The sequence below is a fragment of the Caballeronia zhejiangensis genome, assembly GCF_000698575.1.
GTDB lineage: Bacteria > Pseudomonadota > Gammaproteobacteria > Burkholderiales > Burkholderiaceae > Caballeronia > Caballeronia zhejiangensis.
The window spans coordinates 484,703-510,592 of record NZ_JFHD01000001.1 but is presented as its reverse complement, the minus strand read 5'-3'; the positions used below and the strand labels follow the sequence as shown (position 1 = coordinate 510,592).

At 64.1% G+C, this 25,890-nt stretch carries 25 protein-coding genes; 16 read left to right on the top strand and 9 right to left on the bottom strand.

All coding sequences use genetic code 11. The features are described from left to right. Positions 1-32: 32 nt before the first annotated feature. From BG60_RS02300 to BG60_RS02285, 4 genes are all read right to left on the bottom strand, one after another. Positions 33-1,841, bottom strand: coding sequence for an HAD-IIB family hydrolase (locus tag BG60_RS02300; protein ID WP_008346689.1), 1,809 nt, complete (start codon positions 1,839-1,841; stop codon positions 33-35). Continuing rightward, entirely contained in the window at positions 1,842-2,897 is a 1,056-nt protein-coding gene (locus BG60_RS02295; RefSeq protein WP_008346687.1) for a glycosyltransferase family 4 protein, read from the bottom strand. A 40-nt stretch (positions 2,898-2,937) separates the two neighbouring features. Continuing rightward, complete coding sequence (locus BG60_RS02290; protein WP_008346685.1) at positions 2,938-4,017, bottom strand: glycosyltransferase family 4 protein; 1,080 nt, start codon at positions 4,015-4,017, stop codon at positions 2,938-2,940. Between the two features lie 138 nt (positions 4,018-4,155). Continuing rightward, complete coding sequence (locus tag BG60_RS02285) at positions 4,156-4,443, bottom strand: DUF6566 family protein (RefSeq protein ID WP_008346683.1); 288 nt, start codon at positions 4,441-4,443, stop codon at positions 4,156-4,158. Between the two features lie 145 nt (positions 4,444-4,588). Between BG60_RS02285 and BG60_RS02280 the strand changes: the two genes are divergently transcribed. From BG60_RS02280 to BG60_RS02230, 11 genes are all read left to right on the top strand, one after another. Beyond that, positions 4,589-5,431: a formate/nitrite transporter family protein gene (locus BG60_RS02280; protein WP_008346682.1), complete on the top strand. Its 843-nt coding sequence runs from the start codon at positions 4,589-4,591 to the stop codon at positions 5,429-5,431. A gap of 206 nt (positions 5,432-5,637) precedes the next feature. Next, positions 5,638-7,470 (top strand): allophanate hydrolase, encoded by a 1,833-nt coding sequence (gene atzF, locus BG60_RS02275; protein WP_034470183.1) that lies wholly within the window; start codon positions 5,638-5,640, stop codon positions 7,468-7,470. Further along, entirely contained in the window at positions 7,467-8,564 is a 1,098-nt protein-coding gene (locus tag BG60_RS02270) for a BMP family ABC transporter substrate-binding protein (RefSeq protein WP_008346678.1), read from the top strand. The genes atzF and BG60_RS02270 overlap by 4 nt, the downstream gene beginning before the upstream one ends. 22 nt (positions 8,565-8,586) lie before the next feature. After that, a complete protein-coding gene (locus BG60_RS02265) occupies positions 8,587-9,702 on the top strand; it encodes an ABC transporter permease (protein WP_033535798.1) in 1,116 nt (371 codons plus the stop codon). After that, complete coding sequence (locus tag BG60_RS02260; RefSeq protein WP_008346674.1) at positions 9,695-10,621, top strand: ABC transporter permease; 927 nt, start codon at positions 9,695-9,697, stop codon at positions 10,619-10,621. The genes BG60_RS02265 and BG60_RS02260 overlap by 8 nt, the downstream gene beginning before the upstream one ends. 25 nt (positions 10,622-10,646) lie before the next feature. Then, on the top strand, positions 10,647-11,339 hold the full coding sequence (biuH, locus tag BG60_RS02255) for a biuret amidohydrolase (RefSeq protein WP_008346673.1): 693 nt from the start codon (positions 10,647-10,649) through the stop codon (positions 11,337-11,339). A gap of 2 nt (positions 11,340-11,341) precedes the next feature. Next, positions 11,342-12,937, top strand: coding sequence for an ABC transporter ATP-binding protein (locus BG60_RS02250; RefSeq protein ID WP_008346672.1), 1,596 nt, complete (start codon positions 11,342-11,344; stop codon positions 12,935-12,937). A gap of 14 nt (positions 12,938-12,951) precedes the next feature. After that, positions 12,952-13,950, top strand: coding sequence for a formamidase (locus tag BG60_RS02245; RefSeq protein WP_008346670.1), 999 nt, complete (start codon positions 12,952-12,954; stop codon positions 13,948-13,950). A 4-nt stretch (positions 13,951-13,954) separates the two neighbouring features. Next, complete coding sequence (locus BG60_RS02240; RefSeq protein WP_033535797.1) at positions 13,955-14,614, top strand: cysteine hydrolase family protein; 660 nt, start codon at positions 13,955-13,957, stop codon at positions 14,612-14,614. Next, the gene (gene hpxZ, locus BG60_RS02235; RefSeq protein WP_008346668.1) at positions 14,614-15,012 is read left to right on the top strand and encodes an oxalurate catabolism protein HpxZ; all 399 of its coding nucleotides are present in this window, start codon (positions 14,614-14,616) and stop codon (positions 15,010-15,012) included. The genes BG60_RS02240 and hpxZ overlap by 1 nt, the downstream gene beginning before the upstream one ends. A 57-nt stretch (positions 15,013-15,069) precedes the next feature. Next, entirely contained in the window at positions 15,070-15,765 is a 696-nt protein-coding gene (locus tag BG60_RS02230; RefSeq protein ID WP_008346667.1) for a GntR family transcriptional regulator, read from the top strand. Between the two features lie 73 nt (positions 15,766-15,838). Here the strand turns inward: BG60_RS02230 and BG60_RS02225 are convergent, their stop codons facing one another. The 4 genes from BG60_RS02225 to BG60_RS02210 all read right to left on the bottom strand — a co-directional run bounded on the left by BG60_RS02225 (position 15,839) and on the right by BG60_RS02210 (position 19,000). Then, the gene (locus tag BG60_RS02225; protein WP_008346666.1) at positions 15,839-16,693 is read right to left on the bottom strand and encodes a YsnF/AvaK domain-containing protein; all 855 of its coding nucleotides are present in this window, start codon (positions 16,691-16,693) and stop codon (positions 15,839-15,841) included. An 89-nt stretch (positions 16,694-16,782) separates the two neighbouring features. Beyond that, the gene (locus BG60_RS02220; protein WP_008346665.1) at positions 16,783-17,244 is read right to left on the bottom strand and encodes a YsnF/AvaK domain-containing protein; all 462 of its coding nucleotides are present in this window, start codon (positions 17,242-17,244) and stop codon (positions 16,783-16,785) included. 44 nt (positions 17,245-17,288) lie between these two features. Then, positions 17,289-18,017, bottom strand: coding sequence for a YrzE family protein (locus BG60_RS02215; RefSeq protein ID WP_008346664.1), 729 nt, complete (start codon positions 18,015-18,017; stop codon positions 17,289-17,291). Positions 18,018-18,277: 260 nt separating this feature from the next. After that, positions 18,278-19,000, bottom strand: coding sequence for a sulfite exporter TauE/SafE family protein (locus BG60_RS02210; RefSeq protein ID WP_008346663.1), 723 nt, complete (start codon positions 18,998-19,000; stop codon positions 18,278-18,280). 221 nt (positions 19,001-19,221) lie between these two features. Between BG60_RS02210 and BG60_RS02205 the strand changes: the two genes are divergently transcribed. Beyond that, positions 19,222-20,889 (top strand): Na/Pi cotransporter family protein, encoded by a 1,668-nt coding sequence (locus tag BG60_RS02205; RefSeq protein ID WP_008346662.1) that lies wholly within the window; start codon positions 19,222-19,224, stop codon positions 20,887-20,889. Between the two features lie 6 nt (positions 20,890-20,895). Here BG60_RS02205 and BG60_RS02200 read toward each other — a convergent pair whose 3' ends face one another. Continuing rightward, positions 20,896-21,675 (bottom strand): DeoR/GlpR family DNA-binding transcription regulator, encoded by a 780-nt coding sequence (locus tag BG60_RS02200; RefSeq protein ID WP_008346661.1) that lies wholly within the window; start codon positions 21,673-21,675, stop codon positions 20,896-20,898. A gap of 182 nt (positions 21,676-21,857) precedes the next feature. Between BG60_RS02200 and BG60_RS02195 the strand changes: the two genes are divergently transcribed. The 4 genes from BG60_RS02195 to BG60_RS02180 are packed head-to-tail and all read left to right on the top strand — an operon-like array spanning position 21,858 to position 25,845. Next, complete coding sequence (locus BG60_RS02195; protein WP_008346660.1) at positions 21,858-22,976, top strand: ABC transporter substrate-binding protein; 1,119 nt, start codon at positions 21,858-21,860, stop codon at positions 22,974-22,976. A gap of 16 nt (positions 22,977-22,992) precedes the next feature. Then, positions 22,993-23,931 carry an ABC transporter permease gene (locus BG60_RS02190; protein WP_008346659.1) on the top strand — a complete coding sequence of 313 codons (939 nt, stop codon included), beginning with the start codon at positions 22,993-22,995 and terminating at the stop codon, positions 23,929-23,931. A 32-nt stretch (positions 23,932-23,963) separates the two neighbouring features. After that, on the top strand, positions 23,964-24,755 hold the full coding sequence (locus tag BG60_RS02185; protein ID WP_008346658.1) for an ABC transporter permease: 792 nt from the start codon (positions 23,964-23,966) through the stop codon (positions 24,753-24,755). 19 nt (positions 24,756-24,774) lie between these two features. Beyond that, complete coding sequence (locus tag BG60_RS02180; RefSeq protein ID WP_008346656.1) at positions 24,775-25,845, top strand: ABC transporter ATP-binding protein; 1,071 nt, start codon at positions 24,775-24,777, stop codon at positions 25,843-25,845. The last annotated feature ends 45 nt before the right edge of the window (positions 25,846-25,890 follow it).

Genomic DNA, 25,890 nt, shown 5'->3' with positions numbered 1-25,890 from the left:
GCTCGAAGGGAGCGACGCTTGCAAGCCGGTTCTCATGGCGGCGTTCGTTCGCCGCCCTTCGCGCCGGGCGCGAGCACGTTCGGCAACACCGGATTCTCGGGCTGCGTATAGCGCACCTGCACGAGACGGGTGATCGCAGCGAGGCTCTCCTCGGCGGAATCCCGATGTTCGCGCTCGACGGCGGCGGTTTCGTCGGCGAGTTCGGCGTCGCCGATTACATCGCGGAACCATGTCGAATAGTCGCCGCGCCGCAGATGAAAGAGCCATGTGTCTTCATCGACGCCATCGGCCAGTTCGAGGAAAAGCGTGAGGTTGTGCGCGCGCAGCTTGAGCCGATTCTCCGGCCCGCGAAAGTAGAAACTGCGCTCGGGGATAAGCATGCCCGCCGCATATTTGCGCACATGACGGCGACGCTGCGTTTTGGCCGGCTCCACGCGAACGATGCGCGGATCGCCCCAGGCGTCGCCGCTGAGCGGCTCGCGCCGCCAGACGAGCGCCTGACCGACTTCGGGCGCGCCCGATAGCCGGCGCGGCATCGCGATGCCCGCGGCGCGCGCGAACTCCTCGAGCGCTTCCCAGGCGCCGGGACCTGCGCCGATGAACACGTTGACGCGTTCGAGCACGCGCTGCGAGATCGCGTTCGGATGCACCGTCGCGAAGATGGCCGGGCCGAGTTGCTCCGGCAGGGTTTCGTCGGCGGCGTTCGCGGCGTTCGGGAAAAGCTGATGCGCCTCGTCGAACAATATCCAGTGCGGTCGCCCGTTGAGCGCGCGGGTCGATTGCAGCTCGGCGAGCAGTTCGGCGCAGTACGAAGGCCGCTCGGCGAACGCAACGTGCATCAGATTCGCGACGACAGGCTGGCGCGGCTGGCGCAGCAACTTCATGATGTCGTCGCCTTTGGGCGCGTGCTCCGCATTGCCGATGGCGAGCGTCTTTTCGAGATTGTCGAAATCGCCTTCCGGATCGAGCGCGCAGAACTGATATCCCGCCGCGCACAGACGCTCCATGAGTCCGGTCAACAAGGTCGACTTGCCGCCGCCCGACTGCCCGGCGAGCAGCGCGACGGTGCCTTGCTGTTCGAGCGTTTCGGCGGTGTCTTCATCGCCGCCATCGCCGCTTACGGTGCGATGCCCGATCAGCAGGTTGTGCCGCGCGTCGCGTCGGCTCAGGTGTGCGAGGTCGTCGGCCAGAATCTTGTCGATGAGTTCCGCGACGCCCGCCCCGGCGACGCCTTCGAGACAGATATCCGCGTGCGCCTTCAGCACATCGAGCGCGTTGCCGACCGCGGCGCCGAACTCGCACGCGTCCAGCAGCGGATGATCGTTCTGCGCATCGCCGACGCCGACGGCATTGCGCGGCGAGAACGCCATCGCATCGAGGGCGGCATCGAGCCCCGTCGCCTTGCTGATGCCGGGCGCGAGAATCATCACCGCGTCGCCGTTGAACACGACGTGCAGATCGAGGCCGAGTTCGCGGATCGCTTCGTGCGCCTGTTCGTCGTACGGGCGCGATGTGGCGACGAGCGTCTCGCTCACGCTCAGGTGCTTCACGCCGCGTTGCCGCATCGCTTCGACGAACGCGGCGGGCGGCGGCGGCGCCAGAAGCGTGCGTTCGCGCGTCGCCGGGTGATAGAGCACGCCGCCGTTCTCCGCGACCACATACGAAAACCGGTCGATGCCGTCGCACAGACTCAGCAGATCGTCGAGTTCGCGGCCGGTGACGAGCACCATATGGCGGCCGGATTCGCGCAGCCGGTCGACGGCGCGCCACGTCGCTTCATCGACGCGGCCATGCTGCGCCAGCGTGCCGTCGTAATCGCTTGCAAGCACCATGCAGCGCATTCAAACCTCCGTCAATGTGAGCCGCGCGGTGCGCTCGCGCACGAGCCGCTCGTAGACCTCGACATAAGCACGCGCCATGCGCTCCGCCGTGAAAAACTGCTCGAAGCGCGCGCGGCATGCGCGCCGGTCGATCTCCGGCAATCGCGCGACGGCTTCGACCGCCTCGTCCTCGTCGCGCACGATGAACCCGCTCACGCCATGCTCGATGATCTCCGGCACCGAACCGCGCCCGAACGCGATGACCGGCGTGCCGCACGCGAGCGCTTCGATCATCGCGATGCCGAAGGGCTCCGGCCAGGCGATCGGAAAGAGCATCGCGCGGGCATGGCCGAGCAGTCCGCGCTTGCCGTGATCGTCGAGTTCGCCGACGAATTCGACGTGCGGCGCCTCGATGAGCGGTTCGACATCGCGAATGAAGTAGGGGCGATCCGCTTCGTCGATCTTCGCCGCGATCCTGAGCGGCACGTTCGCCCGCCGCGCGATGCGGATGGCCGCGTCCGGTCCCTTCGATGGCGCGATACGTCCGACGAACGCGAGATGCCGTTCCGCCCGCGCCTGAAACGGCAGCAACGCCGCGGGCATGCCGTGATGCACGGTCGCGGTCCAGCCGGCCCACGGCATCGGCTCGCGCTGCGCATCGGAGATGGACACGAGCGGCACATCGGCGAAACGCCGGTAAAGCGCGTCGAGGCCGGGCACGTCGAGCCGCCAGTGAAGCGTCGTAACGTGCGCGGCATCGAGCCGGCGCGCGTACGGAAAGCTCATGTAGTCCGTATGAAAATGCACGATGTCGAAATCGCCGGACGCGCGCACGACGTCCTCGAGCATCGCGAAGTGGAAGGCTTGCGGATCGGCGGTGTCTTCGAGCAGTCTCACGGCGCAGTCCGAACTCGCGACGAGCTTCGCGCGTGTGCGCGAGTCGGCGCTTGCAAAGAGCGTGACGTCGTGTCCCATCTTCACGAGTTCTTCCGTGAGCCAGGACACGACGCGCTCTATGCCGCCGTAACGTCGCGGCGGCACGCTCTCATAAAGAGTGGAAACCTGAGCGATGCGCATGGCCAATTACGCGAGTGAATGCAACCGGGAACGGCAATCGTCATGCCTGCATCGGGTCGCCGGGTGCCCATTCCTCGCCGCCTCGCGCTGGATCCGCGAGCAGCGTGCGATAAATCGCGAGGTAATCGCGCGTCATGCGCTCGGCGCTGAAGCGCCGCTCGAAGCTGCGCCGGCAATCGTTGCGACGAATGGTGCCGAGTTTCTGCACTGCACGCACGGCCTGTTCGACATCGTCGACGATGAAACCCGTCACGCCATGCTCGACGATCTCCGGCACCGCACCGCGCCGGAAAGCGATCGCGGGCGTGCCGGAAGCCATCGCCTCGATGAGCACGAGGCCGAAGGGCTCCTCCCAGCCGATCGGAAACATCAACGCACGCGCGTGGGAGAAGAGTTCGAGGCGCGTCTCGCCGCCCACTTCGCCGAGATATTCGACGAACGATTGCGAGGCCTCCAGCATCGGATAAATCTCTTCCCTGAACCACGCGCGTTCGCCGGGATGCACGGCCGCGGCGATCTTGAGCGGCAGCCCCGCGCGCCGCGCGATCTCGACGGCGCGCTCGATTCCCTTCTCGGGCATCATGCGGCCCACGAAAAGCAGATAGTCGCCGCCGTTCGGAGAGAAGCGCATGGCATCGAGCGGCAGGCCATGATGCACGGTGCCGATCCAGTTGGCGTGCGGTGTGTCCTTGCGCTGGCTGTCCGAGATGGAAACGAGCGGCGCATCGGGATAAGCCCCGTAGAGCGGACCGTGATCGGGCACGAGCAGTCGGCCGTGCACGGTCGTAAGCGACGGACACGACATATACCGCTGCAATGGCAGATGAAACGGCTCGCCGTGGAAGTGAACGAGGTCGAACTGCGCGGAGCGGCGTACGACGGCGTCGAGCTGACGCAGATGATGGCTCGTCGTATCCCACACGCGTTCGTCACGCCAGAGTCCCACCGGATGTGTCGCGCGAAGGCGCGCCTGGGTCTTGGAGTCGCCCGCAGCGAACAATGTGACGTCGTGACCCCACGCGACGAGTTGTTCCGTCAGCGCGGAAACGACGCGTTCGGTCGCGCCATAGGCTTTGGGGGGAACGCTTTCATAGAGCGGTGCAACTTGTGCGATCTTCATTTTGCGGTCCTTGCGGGCCGTTCGCTGCAAGCCCGATTGCTTGCGGATGACGGATAAGCTCGCCGAGCAATCGAAGGGCCACACGCGCGACGATCGCGGGTCGCGCTCGAAGCAGGCACGTCGCCGCCGCGATTCAGATCATTTGTCCTGGACGCCGGGCTTCGCCGGATGGCCGATTGCGCCGCCGGTGTGCTGATTGTCGTGGCCGGCGAGATATCGATCGATCAGCCGGCGCGCCTGCTCGACGCCGCCGCGCAGCGCTTCCGCGCTCGTCAGCCAGTTGGGTTCGACCGTCTCGACTCGAGGCAGAGCGACCGGCCGTCCGTTGCGGGTGACGCGCAGCTCGGGTGTCCAGTCGCCGGTTGGCGTTTGTTTCGTCGATACCTCGACGTCGTAGCCGCCAAGGGAAAAGGTCTCGGTTTTCATCGTCGGTCTTGTATCGGTTGGATCGGTTGTTTCGGGTGAACGAGGTCGCAGCAGCAGGCCCTATGCCCGACAGGCATCGAATCTGCTGTAAGCACGCATCGCATCGTGCACGACGCACGCAGCAGCGGCCTCAGGAGAAGAGTCAATGTCCGAATCGCAAGCAGGCGCCGAGTCGCCCCACCTCGACCACGATCAGCGCGAGCAAGCCGCGGATCATTCGACGCCGCATGCGCTCGTCATCCACGAAATCGTGCGCGAAGAGGGCGAAACCGCGATGGAGCGCACGGCCTCGGCGCTCATATGGTCCGGGCTCGCGGCGGGTCTTTCGATGGGTTTCTCCTTTCTCGTTCAGGCGATTCTGCAAAGCGAGCTGCCTGCATCCAAATCGCAGCATCTGATTGCAAGCCTGGGATATACGATCGGCTTCGTGTTCGTCATCCTCGGGCGTCAGCAGCTTTTCACCGAGAGCACGCTGACAGCGGTGCTGCCCGTGCTCACGCGGCGTGACTTGCGCACAGTGGGTAAAACGCTGCGCCTATGGTCGATCGTGTTGTTATCCAATCTCGTCGGCACCGCAGTATTCGCCGCGCTTCTGCAGTTCAAGGACGTGTTCGATCCCGACGTCAACGCGGCGCTCGCGGAGGTCGCGCGTGCGCCTTTCAGCGCCGGCTTCGGCGTGACGCTGGTGCGCGCCGTCTTCGCCGGCTGGCTGATCGCGCTGATGGTCTGGCTCTTGCCGAGCGCGCGGTCCGCGCGCCTGCTCACCATCCTGCTCGTGACTTACACCGTCGGCGTGAGCAAGCTGACGCACGTCATCGCCAGTTCGGCCGAGGCCGCGTATGCCGTGATGACGCACGCCGCGAGCATCGGCGATTACTTCGGCGTGTTCCTGCTGCCGACGCTTCTCGGGAACATGATCGGCGGGATATCGATGGTCGCGATCGTCAACCATGCGGCCATCGCGCCGGAAATCGGCGACACGCAGTAACGCGGACTCTGTCGCCACCGGAGCCGTGGACCGCTGCACCGTCAGCGGGATTTATCGCACACGGCTGGGTCATTGCTGAACCGGCGTGGATCACGCCCGGTCGCCGCAAGTCGCGACGCTGATGCCAAATCGTTGATTTAACGGCGGAATCTGTCACTGGCACGGACAGTGCATTGTGCGTTCAACTTGTATTCAAGATTGAACTCATGAACGCGACCGCATCTGCCGACGATCACGCACCGCTCACCGTTCGCGCACTTCTCGATGCGTACGCGCGCGGCGATACCGACCCGCAGCTAATCGCCGTAGCGACGCTTGCTCGCATCGAAGCGAGTGATCGCCCGGAAGCATGGACGCTCGTCGTTCCGGCAGCGGATCTGCAAACGACGGCAGCGTCGCTTGCACGCGAGCTCGCCGAAGCCGGACCCGCGATCTTCGAGCGCAAGCCTTTATTCGGCGTGCCGTTCGCGGTGAAGGACAACATCGACATTGCGGGCTTGCCGACGACCGCCGCATGTCCGGCGTTCGCCTATACGCCCGGCGAAACGGCGTTCGCCGTGCAGCGCTTGATCGATGCGGGCGCGATGCTCATCGGCAAGACGAATCTCGATCAGTTCGCGACCGGTCTCGTCGGCACGCGCTCGCCGCATGGCGCCGTGCGACAAGTTAGTCATCCGGAATATGTGTCGGGCGGATCGAGTTCCGGTTCGGCGGTGACGGTGGCGCAGGGCATCGTCGCGTTTTCGCTCGGCACCGATACCGCCGGTTCGGGCCGCGTGCCGGCGGGTTTCAACGGCATCGTCGGATTGAAGCCGTCGCTGGGGCTCGTCAGCAAGCGCGGGGTCGTGCCCGCGTGCAAGAGTCTCGATACGCTATCGATCTTCGCGCACGACGTCGCCGATGCCTGGATCGTGCTGCAGCAGATGGTCACTTTCGATGCGCTCGACGGTTATTCGCGCCGCGTCGCAGCGCGCGGCTTGCTGCCGGATGCGCCGCGCGTCGCGATTCCCGACACGCTGGAATTCTTCGGCGACACGCACGCGGCCGACGCCTTCGCGGCGACGCTGGATCGTCTGCAACTCGAACCCGCGACGTTTCCCTTCGCACCGATGCAACGCGCGGCCGCGTTGCTGTACGACGGTCCGTGGGTCGCGGAACGCCGCGCGGCGCTGGGCGATTTCTTCGTCACGAACCGCGATGACATCGATCCGACCGTAGCGAAAGTGATCGGCAAGGCCGACGCATTCTCCGCCGCCGACGCATTCAACGCGCAATACGAACTCACGCTGCTGAAGCGTGAGGCGGAAGCGTTGTTCGAACGTTTCGATATCCTGATCGTTCCGACGACGCCGACGCATCCGACCATCGCGCAAGTGCAGGCGAACCCGGTCGAAGTGAACAGCCGTCTCGGCGTCTATACGAACTTCGTCAATCTGCTCGACCTGTGCGCGCTCGCCGTGCCGGGACCGCCGCGCGCCGACGGCTTGCCCGCGGGCATCACGCTCATTGGGCCAGCGGGCGCGGATCGGAGACTCGCGGCATTGGGCGCGAAGATTCAGGCACTTTCCGATGCCAGCATCGATCCGCTGCCGATCCAGGAGCCAAGCATCGAGCTCGCCGTAGTCGGCGCACATCTGCGCGGCATGCCGCTCGAATGGCAGATGAAGCAGGCGGGCGCGCGGTTCATCGAAGAAGCGATGACGTCGCCGCACTACACGCTCTACGCATTAGCCGATACGCAGCCGCCGAAGCCCGGACTCGTGCGCACCGAAAACGAGGGTGCCGCGATCGCCATCGAGATATGGGAGATGCCTATGCGGACCTTCGGCGCATTCGTCGCGGCGATTCCCGCGCCGCTCGGTATCGGCACGGTCACGACCGCCGATGGCCGCATCGTCAAAGGCTTCATCTGCGAACCGGCCGCCGTCGCGCCGGACAGCGGCGCACGCGACATCACTTCCTTCGGCGGCTGGCGCGCGTATCGGCACAGCCTCGTCTCTTCATCCAGCGATCAACTCAAACAGGAAGCTACATCATGACCAATCGCCGCCAGTTCATCCAAGGCGCGGGCGCGCTCGCGCTCGGCAGCGCGCTGCCCTTCGATCTCGCCTTCGGCGCAAGCAATCTCACCGTCGGCGTGATCTATGTCGGCGCGAAGGGCGATTACGGCTATAACCAGGCGCAGGCTCAGGCCGCCGCGATCATCAAGAAGATGCCGGGCGTGAAAGTGGTCGAGGAAGAGAACGTGCCCGAGACCGTGGCCGTGCAAAAGACGATGGAAGCGATGATCGAACAGGACGGCGCGACGCTCATCTTCGCGACTTCGTTCGGCTATTTCGATCCGCATGTGCTGAAGATGGCCGCGAAGTATCCGAAGGTCCGCTTCGCGCATTGCGGCGGTTTGTGGAAGCAGGGCAATCCGCCGAATATCGCGAGCTACTTCGGCTATATCGATGAATGTCAGTACCTCAACGGCGTCGTCGCGGGACACGTGAGCAAGAGCAAGAAGCTCGGTTTCGTCGCCGCCAAGCCGATTCCACAAGTGCTGCGCAATATCAATGCGTTCACGCTCGGCGCGCAATCGGTGGATCCGTCTATCACCACGCACGTCATCTTCACCGGCGACTGGTCGATGCCGGTCAAGGAAGCCGAAGCGGCCAACAGTCTCGTCGATCAGGGATGCGATGTGCTGACCTGTCACGTCGACGGTCCGAAGGTCGTCATCGAAACGGCGGAGAAGCGCGGCGCGATGAGTTGCGGCTATCACGCGAGTCAGGCCGCGCTTGCGCCGAAGGGTTATCTGACGGGCGCGGAGTGGGATTGGGCGACGCCTTTCAAGGAACTCGTCACGGATGCGCAGACCAGCAAGCCGCAGCCCAACATTCTGCGCGGCGGCCTGAAGGAAGGCTTCGTGAAGATGTCGCCCTACGGCGCGAAAGTCACGGCCGATGCGAAGTCCAATGCCGACGCCATCAAGACGAAGATGGCCGCGGGCGATTACGTGATCTTCAAAGGCCCGATGAAGGACAACAAGGGCGGCAGTGCCATCGCATCGGGCACGGCTTACGCGCAGACGGATATCAAGCTGGAAAGCATGAACTATCTCGTCGCGGGCGTCGTCGGGCAGATCTGATTCATTCCTTCGCGGAGCCGGCATGCGTTCCTATCCTCTATTACCGCGCGTGGCGCTGGGCGCATTGCCCGCTTTGCCGACGTTGTGCGCGCTCATCGGCACGCTGGTGCTGTTCTCGCTATTCCTGCTCGTGCAGGGCCAGCCCGCCAACGATGCGCTCGTGCTGATCGCGCAAGGCGCATTCGGCTCGTCGTTCGCGTGGCAGAGCACGTTGCTGCGCGCCGCGCCGCTGATGCTCACCGCGTTGTGCGTCGCGCTGCCTGCGCAGGTCGGGCTGATCGTGATCGGTGGCGAAGGCGCGCTCGCGCTCGGCGGACTCGCATCGGCGGTCGTGGCGACGGTCGTGCCTGCCGCGATGCCGTGGTTCGTCGTCGCTCCGTTGATGGCGCTCACCGGCATGATCGCGGGCGGCGTGTGGATCGGCGCGGTCGGCGCAATGCGGCAACGGCGCGGCGTCAACGAGACGATCAGCAGTCTGTTGATGTCGTATATCGCGATTGCATTGTTCAAGCATCTCGTCGAAGGACCGTTGCGCGATCCCGCGAGTCTCAACAAGCCTTCGACGCCGCCCGTTCCCGATGCCTTCTCGATCGGTTCGTTGCCGGGTCTCGATGTGCATTGGGGCTTGTTCTGGGGGGCGCTCGCGTGCGTCGCGGCATGGGTCTTCGTGCGCCACAGCACCAAAGGCTTCGCAATGCGCATCGCGGGCGGCAACAACCATGCGGCGAAGCTCGTCGGGCTGCCGGTGAACAAGCTCGCGATCGCGGCCTGCGCGATGGGCGGCGCGGCGGCCGGTCTCGCGGGCATGTTCGAAGTCGCGGCGGTGCAGGGCAGCGCGAACGCATCGCTGCTGGCGGGTTACGGCTATGCGGGGATTCTCGTGGCGTTCGCGGCGCGTCAGAACCCGTTGGCGATCATTCTGTGCGCGGTGCTCGTCGGCGGTATCGAAGCGAGCGGTTCGCTTCTGCAACGCCGCCTGGGTCTGCCCGATGCCACCACGCTCGTCCTGCAAGGTCTGCTCTTTGCCAACCTGCTCGCGTGGGAAGCGATGGGCGGTCGTCTCGCGGCGTGGCGCATCAGGCTGCAGGCGATGACCGTCGCGCGCTCGTCGGTTCGACTGGAGGGCACTCATGTTTGACGCACATTCACCCGTCGCGGTGCTGCTGCTGTCGTTGTTCGCGGGCGCCATCCGCGTGAGCACGCCGTATTTGTTCGTGAGCATCGGCGAATGTCTGACGGAGAAGGGCGGGCGCGTCAATCTCGGCCTCGAAGGCATTCTCGTATCCGGCGCGATGACCGGTTATGCGGCCGCGTATCTGTCCGGCTCGCCGTGGCTCGGCGTGCTCGCGGCCGGCTGCGCGGGGTTGCTGCTCGGCTGCCTGCACGGTCTCGTGTGCTCGTTGCCGCGCGTGTCGGACATCGCGTTCGGCATCGCGCTGATGCTGGTCGGCACCGGCCTCGCGTTCTATCTCGGCAAGCCGTTCATCGAGCCGCAAGCGCCGATGTTGTCATCGATCGATCTCGGTGCTTGGGCTTCGTCGCCGCAGTTGCATAACGCGTTGCATGTCAATCCGCTCTTCATCATCGGCGTCGCGCTGGCGTTCGCGTTGCAATGGGGCTTGCGACATACGCGTTGGGGCATGGCTTTGCGTCTCGTCGGCGAGAACGCGGAAAGCGCCCGCGCGATGGGTTATCCGATCACGCGCGTTCGCATTCTCGCGACGACGGTCGGCGGCTTCTTCGCGGGCGTAGGCGGCGCGTATCTGTCGCTGGTGTACCCCGGAAGCTGGAACGAAGGCTTGTCGAGCGGACAAGGCCTGATGGCCGTCGCGCTCGTCATCTTCGCGCGCTGGCAGCCGTTGCGATGCCTGTGGGCCGCGCTGATCTTCGGCGCAGCGGGCGCGCTCGGACCCGCGTTGCAGGCGATCGGCGTGACGAGCGGTTACTACCTTTTCAATGCGGCGCCTTACGTCCTCACGCTCGTCATCATGATCGTCAATTGCCGTCCCGACCGCACGCTCGCGGGTGCGCCCGGCGAACTGAGTCTCACGCGTTGAACCCTATTTTCATGGAGTCGAACACATGAGCCGCTTCATCGAAGCACGTCCCTATCCGTGGCCCTACGACGGCAATCTGCGGCCGGAGAACACCGCGCTCGTCATCATCGACATGCAGACGGACTTTTGCGGCATCGGCGGTTATGTCGACAAGATGGGCTATGACCTCTCGATGACGCGCGCGCCCATCGAACCGATCAGGAACGTGCTCACGCTGATGCGCGAGCAAGGCTTCACGATCATTCATACGCGCGAAGGGCACCGGCCCGATCTGTCGGATTTGCCCGCCAACAAGCGATGGAGAAGCCGTCGCGCGGGCACGAACGGCATCGGCATCGGCGATGAAGGACCCTGCGGCAAGATACTCGTGCGCGGCGAACCGGGCTGGGAAATCATCGATGAACTGAAGCCGATCGAAGGCGAGATCGTCATCGACAAGCCAGGCAAAGGCTCGTTCTGCGCAACGGACCTCGAAATGGTATTGCGCACGCGCGGCATCGTGAATCTGGTGCTCACGGGCATCACGACCGATGTCTGCGTTCACACGACGATGCGCGAAGCGAACGATCGCGGCTTCGAATGCACCATTCTCGCGGATTGTTGCGGCGCGACCGATCAGGGCAATCACGACGCCGCGCTGAACATGGTGCTGATGCAGGGCGGCGTATTCGGCACGGTATCGGATTCGAAGGCTTTGCTCGCGACGCTGGGACGCTGACCATGAACGCACCGACCAAAGCGATGAGCGTGGAAGTGCTCGGCGCGACGAAGCGTTTCGGCGCTTTCACCGCGCTCGACGACGTGACGCTCAAAGTGCGCGCGGGCACCGTGCATGCGCTGCTCGGCGAAAACGGCGCGGGCAAGAGTACGCTCGTGAAAGGGCTCGTCGGTTATGGCGTGCTCGATCACGGCGAGATCATCGCGGATGCGCGGCAGGTGAGAATCGCGTCGCCGCGCGATGCACAGGCGCTCGGCATCGGCATGGTGTATCAGCATTTCACGCTGGCGGCGGGCTTGTCGGTCGAAGAAAATTTGCTGCTGGCGCGCGGGCGATTGCCGTGGAAGATCGACTGGCCGAAGGAACGTGCCGCGCTCGATGCCTTCATGCGTTCGATGCCCTTTCGTCTGCCTCTCGATGCGCCCGTCGCCGGTCTCGCCGCAGGAGAAAAGCAGAAGCTCGAGATTCTGAAACAGCTTTATTTGCAGCAGCGTTTCCTCATTCTCGATGAACCCACGTCCGTGCTCACGCCGCAGGAAGCAGACGAAGTGCTTGGCCTGATGCGCGATCTCGCCACGCGCGGCGAGCTGACCGTGTTGATGATCACGCACAAGTTCCGTGAAGTGATGGCGTATGCCGACGACGTCACAGTGTTGCGCAAGGGCAAGCTCGTCGGGACGAGCGCGGTCGCGGATACGAGCCGCGACAAGCTCGCCGCGTCGATGATGGGCGGTGAATCCGCGAAGCAGGACGATCCCGAACTCGCCGGAATGCAGCCCGGACGCAAGCCGCTCGATGCGGCTTCGCCCGTGCGTCTCGCGCTGTCCAGTCTCAACGTCGTCGATGATCGTGGACATCGGGCGGTGCGCGATGTTTCGCTCAGCGTGAAGTCGGGCGAGATACTCGGCATCGCGGGCGTATCGGGCAACGGGCAGAAGGAACTGATCGAAGCGCTCGTCGGCCAGCGCCGCGTGCAAAGCGGTGAAATGCGCATGCATGGCGAGCCATACCGCGCGACGCGTGAAGAGATGACGCGGCTGCGCGTATTTGCGCTCCCCGAAGAACCGCTGCGCAATGCGTGCGTCGCGAACATGAGCATCGCGGACAACCTCGCCTTGCGCGACTTCGACCGTGCGCCGATGAAGCGTCACGGCTGGCGTCTCGATCGCCGTGCGATGCGCGGACGCGCCGAACGTCTCATCGCCGAATTCAACGTGAAACCGCCGGTGCCGGCGCGCGCCATCGGCACGTTGTCGGGCGGCAACGTGCAGCGCGCCGTGCTCGCGCGCGAGCTCGGGCAAGCGGTGGATGTGCTGATCGTCGCGAATCCCGTATTCGGACTCGACTTCGCATCGGTCGCGGACATCCACGCGCGCATTCTCGCCGCACGCGATGCAGGCGCCGCAGTGCTGCTCGTCAGCGAAGACCTCGATGAACTGCTGGAACTGGCGGATCGCATCGCGGTGATCGCGGAAGGGCGGCTGGTACACGAAACGGCTGCGAGCGGCGCGGATCGCGTCGCGTTGGGAAGACACATGGCGGGTCATGTCGAAAGCGCCACGCGCGCTGCGTCAGAGCCGCTCGCCGTTCACGCATAAAGGAGCAAGGAAGAATGAGTTCGAGCGGTCTCGGTGGATTGAACAAGTCGCCGCAAGGCATCGTCGTGGGTCTCGTGCAGTTGCAGAATCCGGCTGTCGCCACCCCGGAGCAACTGGCCGCGCAGACACGGCGCATCGTCGAACTGATCGGCAAGGCGCGCCGCAACAATCCGTCGATGGATCTGGTCGTGTTTCCCGAATACATGCTGCACGGCCTGTCGATGGATACGAACGATGCCATCATGTGCTCGCTCGACGGTCCCGAAGTGGCCGCGTTCAAGGCGGCGTGCATCGAGCATCGCATCTGGGGATGCTTCTCCATCATGGAGCGCAATCCAGGCGGCAATCCCTATAACAGCGGGATCATCATCGACGATCGGGGCGAGGTGCGACTCTACTATCGCAAGATGCATCCGTGGGTGCCGGTCGAGCCGTGGGAGCCGGGCAATCTCGGCGTGCCGGTGTGCATCGGGCCGAAGGGCGCGAAGCTCTCGCTCATCATCTGTCATGACGGCATGTTTCCGGAGATGGCGCGCGAAGCCGCTTACAAGGGCGCGGAAATCATCTTGCGCACTGCGGGCTATACCGCGCCCATTCGCCATGCCTGGCAAATCACCAATCAGTCGAACGCATTCCAGAATCTCGCGCAGACCGCGAGCGTGTGTCTGTGCGGCAGCGACGGCACGTTCGACTCGATGGGCGAAGGCATGTTCTGCGATTTCGACGGCACGGTGTTGGTCGAAGGCAGTCATCGCCCGGATGAGATCATCACCTGTGAAATGCGCCCCGATCTCGTGCGCGAAGCCCGCATTCACTGGGGCGTCGAAAACAACATCTATCAGTTCGGACATCGCGGCTATGTCGCCGTGAAGGGCGGCGCGCAGGATTGTCCTTACACGTTCATGCAGGACATGGTGCGTGGCGAATATCGTCTGCCGTGGGAGGACGAAGTCGTCGTGAAAGACGGGACGTCATGCGGTTTTTCGAAACCCGAACGCCGATACGAGGGCTGACGCCATGCCTACCCTGACCCGCGCCCGACCGTCTCCGTTCACGTTCGATGTAGCGCATACGGCGTTGATCGTCATCGACATGCAGCGCGACTTCGTGGAGCCGGGCGGCTTCGGCGAAGCGCTCGGCAACGATGTGTCGCTGCTGACGTCGATCGTGCCGACCGTCGCGCAGCTGATCGAACATGCGCGCGATCGCGGCTGGCTCGTCGTGCATACGCGCGAATCGCACGCGCCCGATCTCTCCGATTGTCCGGATGCGAAGCGGCTGCGCGGCGCGCCACGAGCGCGCATCGGCGATATGGGACCGATGGGCCGCATTCTCGTTCGCGGCGAACCGGGCAACGCCATCGTCGATGCGGTCGCGCCCATTACGGGCGAGATCGTCATCGACAAGCCCGGCAAAGGCGCCTTTTACGCAACGCGCCTCGGCGAAGAGCTTGCGCGATGCGGCATCACGCATCTCGTGTTCGCAGGCGTCACGACCGAAGTATGCGTGCAGACGAGCATGCGCGAAGCGAACGATCGCGGCTACGAATGCGTGCTGATAGAAGACGCGACGGCGAGCTACATACCGTCGTTCAAGACTGCGACCATCGAGATGATTCGCTCGCAGGGCGGCATCGTCGGATGGACGGCCACGCTCGCCGATGTGCTGGAGAATTGATGGAACTGAATCGTCCGGAAACGGTGGCTGAAGTCGAGCGCGCGTTCATCGCCTATGAGAAGGCGCTCGTCGATAACGATGTGGCTACCATGAACGCGCTCTTCTGGCACGCGCCGGAAACGGTACGATACGGCATCGCCGAAGTGCAGCATGGCGGCGATGAAATTCGCCGCTGGCGCGAGACGTGCGCGCCGGTGCCGCGTTCGCGGCGTTTGCATCGAACGGTGGTCACGACTTTCGGCACGGATTACGCTTCGGTCAGCACCGAATTCACGAGCGATGCCACGCCTTTGCTCGGACGTCAGATGCAGACGTGGGCGCGCATCGGCAATGCATCGAATGCGTTCGCGGGGTGGACCATCGTCGCGGCGCACGTGAGCCTGATCGAAACGCCCTGAAGAGGCATTACACGGAGACATCGAATCAACTCGCCCAAACTCACGGAGCGCAGTGCCGTGCGCGCCATTCAGAGCGCCAATCCGCTTGCCGAGCAGGTTTATCAGCAGTTGAAGCAGGACATCTTCAGCTTTCGCCTGTTTCCCGGCGACCGCTTCTCGGAGACCGACATCGCGCAATACTACGGGGTGTCGCGTACGCCGATGCGCGACGCGCTGTTCCGCCTGCTGCGCGAAGGCTATCTCGAAGTCGGTTTCAGGCGTGGCTGGAAGGTGTCGGAGATCAACTTCGCGCAGCTCGATCAGTTGTATGACTTGCGAATCGTGCTGGAGACCGCATCGCTCGACAAACTCGCGAGCAGCGCGCCACCGCATCCGGAAGTGGATGCGCTCAAGTCGGTGTGGTGCGTTTCGCCCGATGCGCAGGAAAGCGATCCCGTCGCGATGTTTCGCCTGGACGAGGACTTTCACCGCGGACTCGTGCGCGCAAGCGGCAACGGCGAGATGCTGCGCGTGCATAACGAAGTGACGGAGCGCATCCGCATCGTGCGGCGGCTGGATTTCTTGAAGCCGCATCGCACTAGCGCAACTTACGACGAGCACGCGAAAATGCTGCGCTTCATCGATCGCGGCAAGTGCGGCGAAGCGGCGATGCTGCTGCGCGCGCATATCACGCAAAGCAAGCTGGAAGTGCGCAAGATCACCGTTTCCATGCTGACGGAAGCGCGCGACCGCAAGCTGCCTTTCGTCGACTGAGCGAACGGGAATGTAGCGGACGCAGACGTGCGGAATCAGCCGCTCCGCAGGGAGCGGCCGATCTCACTACGCGTTACAGCGGCGTCTTTTTCGCCGGCGGAACCGCGCCGTCGGCTACGTCCCGGTTGCCCGCCGTCCGCTCGACTTCCACTTCGGTACCGCGCACCGTGTCGTGAATGGTTTCGGTGCGGTTCGTTTCTTCCTTGCCGACGACCACTTCCTCGACCACGCGCGCCGTCTTCGCCACGACGGGCTGCTCGGCCGTTTCCCTGATCTCGACGAAGCCTTCCTTAAGATCCGCCACCGTCGCCGGACGATCCACCGGCCGACGCTCGATGTTCGCGTGTTCTTCACGCAGATTCACCGATTCGCTCACCGGCGTTTCGGTCACCCGCGAATAGACGCGCACGCCGCCCGTCTGCACTTCGCGCTTGCCGACTTCGACGGATTCCTTCACGACGGGAAAGGCCTGCCGTTCAGCGGCGATCTCATCGGCCGTATAAGCCGGCGCATTGCGGTCATAGCCGCTATAGCCCGTGCTGCGCCATTGCTCGACGCGCGTGTCGATGTCGATGGCGCCGGCTGCATAGAGCGCGTCGCGCACGCGTTCGATCGACGATTCGTCGATCACATCCACCGTCAACAGCGCGCCGCCGCGACGCACCGCTTCGTGATAGTGGCCGATTTCCTCGGGCTGATCGTGATCGCCGAACAGGTTCTTGAAGAAGTGCTCGATGCGCGCCATCGCGCCTTCGTGATGCTCGCCGGCGGGACGGTCGGTGGCATCGCCGGACACGGACGTGGACGCGCTCATATCGTTCGCATGCACGTTCATATTCGTGCGGGCGACGCCTTCCGTTTCGAGGCGCGTCTGAGCAAGTTCCGCGTCCTGAAGCGTATTGAATACACCGATGATGGTCTGGCTCATTGCATTATCTCCGTGAGAGTGATTCGGGTATCGAGAGGTGCGCCGGTCCATATGCGCAACGGCCGTTCCCGCCTCGGGTGCGGGTGAATCTAGCCGGCATCCGGATCGGGCTTCCACTTGCCGCTCGTGCCTTCGCGGCGTTCAACCACCAATTCTTCGGAGTTCAGAAGAACCTGGTGGACGACGTCCTGTTGCGTCTCTCGCGTCGTCACATGCACCTCTTCTTTCAACGTGAGCTGCATGCGAACGACCGGCACGTATTCGTACACAGGAATGATGAGCGTGTCGCCTTCGCGACGCGGCTCGGCACGTTCCTCGACCGGACGATTCACGGCCACGCGCCTGACTTCCACCTCTTCGGCGCTCAGGCGCATGCTGACCGGCTGCATCTCTTCATGCACCACCTTGCGAACGCGCACGGCGCCGGTCTCCGTCCGCTTCACGTCGACGGACAATTCTTCCTGCACGGCGGAAAGCCGGAGCTCGTCGGACGTGCCGGACGAGTCCGCGTTCGTCGCGTTCGGGGTCGTGGGCTTGTCATCGGCGCTCATCGGCGTCTCCGTTGAAGCGTGGTCAGGTCGTCGGCCGGGCGCGCTCAAAGGCGGGCGCCTGCCTGCACGGTGCGATTGCGAGGGGCCGCGTTCTTGCGATCCAGCGCGGAGCCGCCGCCTTCCTCGACCGGCGGCTGATGACGAAAGCCCGCGCCGCCCGAAACGATCGCGATGATCGCGCCGACGACGAGCGCCGCGAACGAGAACCAGCTTGCGCGAGCGACGCCACGCGCGGCGGTGTCGGCGGCCTGGCGCGCGTTCTGTTCGGCATCCGGAGAGGATGCAGCCGACGCCGCCGATGCCATCGCCGCCTGCACTTGCTGCTTCGCGGAGTCGATGAGCTGCTTGTTCCCGCCCGCCTGATTCGCGGCGGTCGCGCCGGCTTGTGCGCCGACTTGCGCGGTGGTTGCGACGATGCTGCCGGCCGTGCTCACCGCGCCCGTAATCAGCGAGGTCATGCCGAACACGACGAGCAGCGTCATCACCGCCCATGACAGCAGACCGTGGAGCCATCCGAGGACGGGCGCGCAGCGTCCGGCGTAATAGGAGCCGACGAAAACCGCGAGCACGGTCGTGACGATTACCCATACGCCCGAGCCGAAACCGAAGCCGTGCAACGTATCGGGCTTCGACAACGGCGACAGGAGCGATGCGCCGATCGCCGTGCCGAGCACGCTCATGATGAGATAGACGATCATCGAAAGGATGACGCCCGCGATGATCGAACCCCACGACAGGCGCGGCAGGCCTTCTTGAGTAGTAAGCAGTTTCATGATGTCTCCAGGAAGAGTTGCGGCGTCGATGCGCGCGGCACTGATGCGCAAGCGCTGTGCCGCGCGCAAGTTTTGAATCGGCGCGTAAATGCGAGTGATTCAGACGCCGTCTGAACGATGGATCCGCCTGCTCGGGGCGTCACTTCGCGGCGGGAGGGAAGCGTGCGTCAGTGGAGCAGAGCACGAGAGACGTATGACTTGCGGGAATGCGATGGGATTTGCATCGGGCGCAGGCGCTGGTTCACGGCGACGCCTTCACTTCAGCGGACTGCGGCCCATAGCAATGACACACCCGACGACACCATCAGCGCATCGACGATGAACCGGAAGGTGTTAGCGGACATGCGCGCGACGATCCCGCGCGCGCAAAACGTGCCTGCCATGATCGCCGCGCCGGTAATCAACCCTTGAGCGACCACTTGAGCGGGCAGGGCGCCGAACTGCTGAAAGGCCGCGACTTTCGCACCGTAGACGATCAGCGAACCGGTAGCTTCGGTCGCGAGAAACGCGCCCTTCACAAGGCCGTAGTTCATGAAAACCGGCACGGTGATCGGTCCGGTCGAAACGACGATGCCCGTCAGGAAGCCGACCGGTGCGCCAATCAGCGCGAGCTGGAAGAGCGAGAGGCGCATGGCCCGGCGGGCGAGCCATCGGCGCGTGGGCACCATCGCGATAAAGAAGAGACCAAGCGCGAGCTCGACCGCGTGCGGCGGGAGCGCAAGCAGCGTGTGAACCCCTAATATCGCGCCGGGCGCGGCTGTCGCGCCATAGGCAATGGAAGCTTTCCAGTCGATCTCGCGCCACCAGGACAGGACCTTGCCGAGATTGCCCATGATCGCGGCGATGGCCATGATCGGAACGGCCTGCTGCGGGCCGTAGATGAGCACGAGCACGGGCATCAACAGCATCGACGAGCCGGTGCCGATCACGCCGCTCAAAACACCCGCCATCCAACCCACGCTCAATACGATCAGGTATCCCATCGAGGTCTCCATGCGCCAGCGCCGATTCTAGCTGCGGACGCGAAACCCGCGAGACGCTGGTTCCAAGCGGATGCGCGAGTTGCGGCATGCACGCAACGCCGCATTGCATGGAAGATTGACTTCACTCAATTGCCGTGGGAACTGTGTAACACTATTGTCACAATCCAATTTTCGACAGCCTGGCGTCAGCGTCACGTCCATTCAAAGGAAATCGATTCGCCGTGCTGGTTCTTCTCAATCTGCTCTCTGGCGTCGCCCTCCTGGTTTGGGGCTCACATATCGTTCGCACCGGCATTCTCCGCGTGCTCGGCGCCGATCTCCGCGCCATTCTGGGCCGTAGCACCGGCAGCAAGACGCGCGCGTTTCTGGCGGGCATCGGCGTGACGAGCCTCGTGCAGAGTAGCAACGCCACAGCCGTCATCATTACATCGTTCGCCGCGCAGGGACTGGTGCCGCTCGCGGCCGGGCTAACGGTTCTGCTCGGCGCGGATGTCGGCACCGCGTTAATGGCGCGAGTGCTGACGCTCGACCTGTCATGGCTTTCGCCGATCCTGATCCTGTTCGGCGTGCCGCTTTTCCTGACCCGCAAGCAGACGCGGGCGGGGCAGGTGGGCCGAACCATCATCGGACTCGGATTGATTCTGCTGGCGCTGCATCTCATCGTCGAAGCGGCTCAGCCGATGATGCAGGGCGCCGGCGTCAGGGTCATGTTCGGCGCGCTCACAGGCGACACGATGCTCGACGCGCTCGTGGGCGCGGGCTTCGCGATGCTCTCGTATTCGAGCCTCGCCGCAGTCCTGTTGACGGCGACACTGGCGTCGTCGGGCGTCATCTCGCTGAAGGTCGCCTTGTGCCTCGTCGTCGGCGCGAATCTGGGCAGCGGGCTCCTGGCGCTCTTGAACGCGCTGCCGCAGAACGCGGCAGCACGGCGTCTTTCCGCTGGCAGCTTCGCATTCAAACTGGCCGGCGCGATCATCATTCTGCCTTTCGCATCGCTGCTCGCACGCGGATTGCCGGTTCTGATCGCCAATCCGCGCGAAGCCGTAGTCGGTTTCCATGTGATCTACAACACCGTGCGCTGCTGCGCGTGTCTCGCCCTCGTCGAACGGGTCGCTGCGATCAGCCGGCGTTTGCTGCCGGATCGCACGGTCGCGACCGGCGAGTTGCGCCCGCTGTACCTGGATCCGGCAGGCCTCGTGACGCCGAGCCTCGCGCTGGCGAATGCTTCGCGTGAAGTGCTTCGCATCGGCGACATCGTGCGCGTCATGCTCGATAACGTCGCCGATCTGCTGAGACGCAACGATCTCGCCGTCGCCCGCGAAACCATGCGCATGGACGACGACGTCGACCAGCTCTACGCGGAAGTGAAAAGCTATCTGACGCTGATCTCCCGCGAGCAGCTCGACGAGGCGGAAAGCCGTCGCTGGACGGACATCATTTCGCTGACGATCAATCTCGAGCATGCGGGAGACATCATCGAGCGAATCGTCAGTGATATCGAAGAGAAGAAAATCTCGCAACGGCTCGCGTTCTCGGAACAGGGCCTGGGCGAACTCGACGATCTGCATGCGCGGCTCATCAGTAACCTGCGGCTCGGATTGTCGGTGTTTCTCAACAACGATCTGCGATGCGCCGAGCAGTTGCTGGCCGAGAAGGAACGCTTTCGCGATCTGGAGCGCGCCTACTCGCACAAGCATCTGGACCGGCTGGCGGGACAAAGCTCGCGCAGCGTGGAAACCAGCGCGCTGCACCTGGATCTCATCGGCAATATGAAACGGCTGAACTCGCTCTTCTGTTCGACGGCGTATCCCGTGCTCGATGCGGCGGGCGCGCTGCATGACACGCGTCTGCGCAAGCGCTCGCTCGACACGCTGCACGTCAAGGAATGACGCAGCTCACGCAAGCACCAGGTCGCCCACTGTCTTCTTGAGCGCGCGCAAATCCGCGGCCTCGCCGGACTTGCGATCGGTCACGAGAACGTCGATGTCGCGAGGCGCGCAAAACGTGATGCGGCTGCGCTGGCCGATCTTGCTGTGATCGGCGAGGATCGCGACGCGGTCCGCATTCTCGACCATCGCCCGGGCAATCTCGGCTTCTGCACGATCGAAGTTGCTCGCCCCGTGCCGCTGATCGATGCCGACAGGCGAGAGCATCGCCAGATCGGCGCGGTATCGCCGGATGTCGAGCACGGTCGTCGCGCCCGTCGTGGCCGCCGCGCGCTCGCTGAGCATGCCGCCGAGCAGGATGACTTCGTTCATCGCGCGCACGCGCTCATGCGGTCCCGATGTGCCGCGCAACCGCAGCGCGACATCGACCGAATTCGTGACGATGGTGAGATTGGCGAGCTTCGCAAGCTCGTCCGCGAGGATGGCGGTCGTGGTTCCGGCATCGACGAATACGGTTTGCCCGGCGTGAACGATGCCGATTGCCGCCCGCGCGATGGCCGACTTCGCGCGCACGTTCGCGCGGGCGCGTTCGGCGATGGGCGCCTCGTCGCTCGACGGGACGGCGCCGCCATGCACGCGCCGCAGCGCACCCGCCTGCTCCAGATCGAGCAAGTCGCGGCGCACCGTTTCGCGCGACACGGAAAGCTCCGCCATGATCCTCTCGTTCGAGACACGGCCGAGCATCGACAGGAGCGCGCGTATGCGCTGATGACGGTCTTTCTGCCACATAGGGAATGCTCGATGGTGGAAGCAACAATGAGAATTGCGCTGGCACGCTGTTGTTCAGCTTACATCCGTCATAAGCGAAAGTTGTACTTTTTTGGCAGCTTGCAAATTTGAGGATTTGAAACTAGCCTGCATCAGCAATCGGCGGTTCTCTTCAACGCACTACCTTCCTTTCGGGAACAGCGATGACGATGAAGCGTATCTGGGCGGGCCGTCTCCTTTCGATCTCCACGGCAGCGGGACTCGCGGCGGGCGGCATCGACGCCGCATCGGCCGCGCCATCCGAGGCGCTCGTGGCCGCCGCGAAGCAGGAAGGACAGTTGACCACGATCGCGTTGCCGCACGACTGGTGCGGATACGGCGCGCTGATCGACACGTTCCAGAGGAAGTACGGCATCCACGTCAACGAGCTGAATCCGGATGCGGGCTCGGGCGACGAGATCGAAGCGATCAAGGCCAACAAGGGCAACAAGGGTCCGCAAGCGCCGGATGTGATCGATGTCGGCCTGTCGTTCGGTCCGTCCGCGAAGAAGGAAGGCTTGTTGCAGCCTTACAAGGTGTCGACGTGGGATTCGATCCCGGCTGCGTCGAAGGATGCGGAAGGCTACTGGTACGGCGACTACTACGGCGTGCTCGCGTTCGAAGTCAACGCGGACATGATCGACAAGCCGCCGTCCGATTGGGGCGATCTGCTCAAGTCAGACTATCGCAACGCGGTCTCGCTCGCGGGCGACCCGCGTTCGGCCAATCAGGCGATTCAGGCTGTCCATGCGGCGGGCCTTTCGCAGACGAAGGGCGACGCGTCGAAGGCCGACCAGGCGGGCCTCAAGTTCTTCGCCGATCTGAACAAGAGCGGCAACTTCGTGCCGGTGATCGGCAAGGCCGCGTCGCTCGCGCAGGGGACGACGCCGATCATCGTGCGCTGGGATTACAACGCGCTTGCCGATCGCGACACGCTCAAAGGCAATCCGAAAGTGCAGGTGATCGTGCCGAAGACGGGTGTCGTCGCGGGCGTCTATGTGCAGGCGATCAGCGCCTACGCACCGCATCCGAACGCCGCGAAATTGTGGATGGAATTCCTTTACTCCGACGAAGGGCAACTCGGCTGGCTGGCCGGATACTGCCATCCGATGCGCTATAACGAGCTGGTCGCGCAGAAGAAAGTGCCGCAGGCGCTGCTTGCCAAACTGCCGCCGGCATCGGCTTACAGCAACGCCGTGTTCCCGACGCTCGAACAGCAAAACGCCACGAAGGACGCCGTCACCAAAGGCTGGGATCAGGTCGTCGGCGCGAACGTGAAGTAGCCGCGAGTTCGCCGGAATGAGCGCATCTCCGCAGCCAGGCGCTTCGGGCCCGGATCTGCTGACGCCGGCCGCGCCCGCGCCGCAGTCCGGCCCCGCCCGCGCGAGCCGCGGCGCGGGCTGGCTCACGTATGCGGGCGTCGCGCCATTCTTTGCGTTCGCGCTGCTGTTTCTGTTGTTGCCCACCACCTTTCTGATGATCGGCGCGTTTCAGGATGCGCAGGGACGCTTCACGCTGGCGAATCTTCGCGAACTGTTTCAGCCCGCCGTGCTCGATGCCTACTGGATCAGCGTGAAGGTGAGCGTGGCATCCGCCGCCGGCGGGACGCTGTTCGGCGCGTTGCTCGCCTGGGCAGCGGTGCATGGCCGGCTGCCGGCGTGGATCCGTCCGACGCTCATGACGTTCTCGGGCGTCGCGTCCAACTTCGCGGGCGTGCCGCTCGCGTTCGCATTCATCTGCACGTTGGGACGCGTGGGCCTCGTCACGGTGCTGGCGCGCAAATACCTCGGCGTCAATCTGTATTCGACCGGCTTCAGCATCCTCAGCTTCGTCGGGCTGACCATTACCTACCTGTACTTCCAGATTCCGTTGATGGTCCTCATCATCACGCCCGCGCTCGACGGTCTCAAACGCGAGTGGCGCGAAGCGTGCGACTGTCTCGGCGGCACGGCCGCGCAGTACTGGCGATACGTCGGTTTGCCGGTCCTGTGGCCGAGCGTGCTCGGCGCGGCGCTGCTGCTCTTCGCCAACGCGTTCGGCGCAGTGGCCACGGCCTATGCGCTGACGGGCAGCTCGCTCAACATCGTGCCGATTCTGCTGTATGCGCAGATTCGCGGCGACGTGCTGCATAACCAGAACCTCGGCTATGCGCTCGCGCTCGGCATGATCGTGGTCACGGGCTTGTCGAACGGCGGCTACATCTGGTTGCGCGCGAGGGCCGAAAGGGGACGCGCATGAAGACGCACATGAAGACGCGCATGAAGACGCGCATGAAGACGCAATCGCGCGCGGGCGCCTGGATCGCGATGATCGTCGGCACGATGTATTTTGTGATTCCGCTCGCCGCCACCTTCGAATTCAGCCTGCGGATGCGCCGCGACGCTTACAGCTTCGACGCGTATCGCGTCGTTCTCGGCGATCCGCGTTTTCAGGCTTCGTTCGGCTACTCGGTGCTCATGGGCCTGCTCACCATCGTGATCGGCGTGCTGCTCGTCGTGCCGACCGCGTACTGGGTGCAATTGCGTCTGCCGAAGCTGCGGCCCGTCGTAGAGTTCATCACTTTGCTGCCGCTCGTGATACCGGCCATCGTGATCGTGTTCGGTTATCTGCGCATCTATAACAGCAGTTCCATCCTGCCGCTCACCAGCAACGAGCGCGCGACCGATCTGCTGCTCGTCTTCGGCTACGTCACGCTGTCGTTACCGTACATGTACCGCGCCGTCGATGCGGGCATGCGCGCCGTCGACGTCCGCTCGCTGACCGAAGCCGCCGAATGTCTCGGCGCCGGCTGGACGACGATCCTTTTCCGCGTGATCTTTCCCAACGTGCGCTCGGGCATTCTGTCCGGCGCGTTCCTGACGTTCGCCGTCGTGATCGGCGAATTCACGATCGCGAGCCTGCTGGACCGTCCGGCGTTCGGACCTTATCTGCAACTGATCGGCGCGAATCGCGCATACGAGCCCTCGGCGCTGGCGATCATCGCGTTCGTCGTCACATGGGCATCGATGGGCCTGATCCAGGTGTTCGGATCGGCGCGCGCACTGGCCGGCCATAAAACCTGAGCCGACGAGGCCGCGACTTATGCCATTTCTCGAAATCGACGATCTTCACAAAACGTTCGGGCCGAACGTCGCGCTGCATCGGTTCGACATGACGATCGAGCAGGGCGAATTCATCACGTTTCTCGGTCCGTCGGGTTGCGGCAAGACGACGGTGCTGCGCATGATCGCCGGATTCGAAACGCCCACGCGCGGCACGATCCGTCTGAATGGACGCAACGTCACGCACATGCGTACGCGCGACCGCGCCGTCGGCATGGTGTTTCAGGCCTATGCGCTTTTCCCGAACATGACGGTGGCGCAGAACATCGGCTTCGCGTTGAAGGTCGCGAAGCGTTCGCAGAAGGAGATCGACGCGCGCGTCGCCGAGATGCTCGAACTCATCAAGCTGCCGCAACTCGCCGCGCGTTATCCGTGGCAATTGTCGGGCGGACAGCAACAGCGCGTGGCGCTGGCGCGCGCGCTCGCGAGCAAGCCGCAGGTGCTGTTGCTCGACGAACCGCTGTCCGCGCTCGACGCGAAAATCCGCGTGTCATTACGCGAGGACATTCGGGCGCTGCAGCGCGAGCTCGGCATTACATCGATTTTCGTCACGCACGATCAGGAAGAGGCGTTGTCGATCTCCGACCGCATCGTCGTGATGAACGACGGGCGCGTGGAACAGATCGGCTCGCCGCTCGACATCTACAATTTTCCGCGCACGCGCTTCGTCGCATCGTTCGTCGGGACGCTGAACATTCTCGCCGGGCGCGTGATCGATCCCGGAAGCGGGCGCATCGCGGTCGATGGTCAGGAGCTCGTGACGTCGCGCCCACTGCCGCCGGATGATGCCGGCAAGGAACGATTGCTGGCGCTGCGCCCCGAAGCGATCATCCTGGAGCCGCCGTCGAACGGACGGAATTCGCTCGCGGCCACCGTCGAGCAGATCAGCTTTCTCGGCGCCGTGGTGCGCATTCGTGCGCGGGTCAGCAACGCGGTCGTATCGCTCGATGTCTTCAACGATCCCAACAGGACCCTGCCGGAGCGCGGGCAGCCGGTAGCGCTCGGGTTTTCTCACGACAACCTTCTCGTGCTCGATGAAAATGCGCGCTAGCTTTGCAATGCGAGGAGCAGTTGCCCACGCAGATCGGTAATCCGG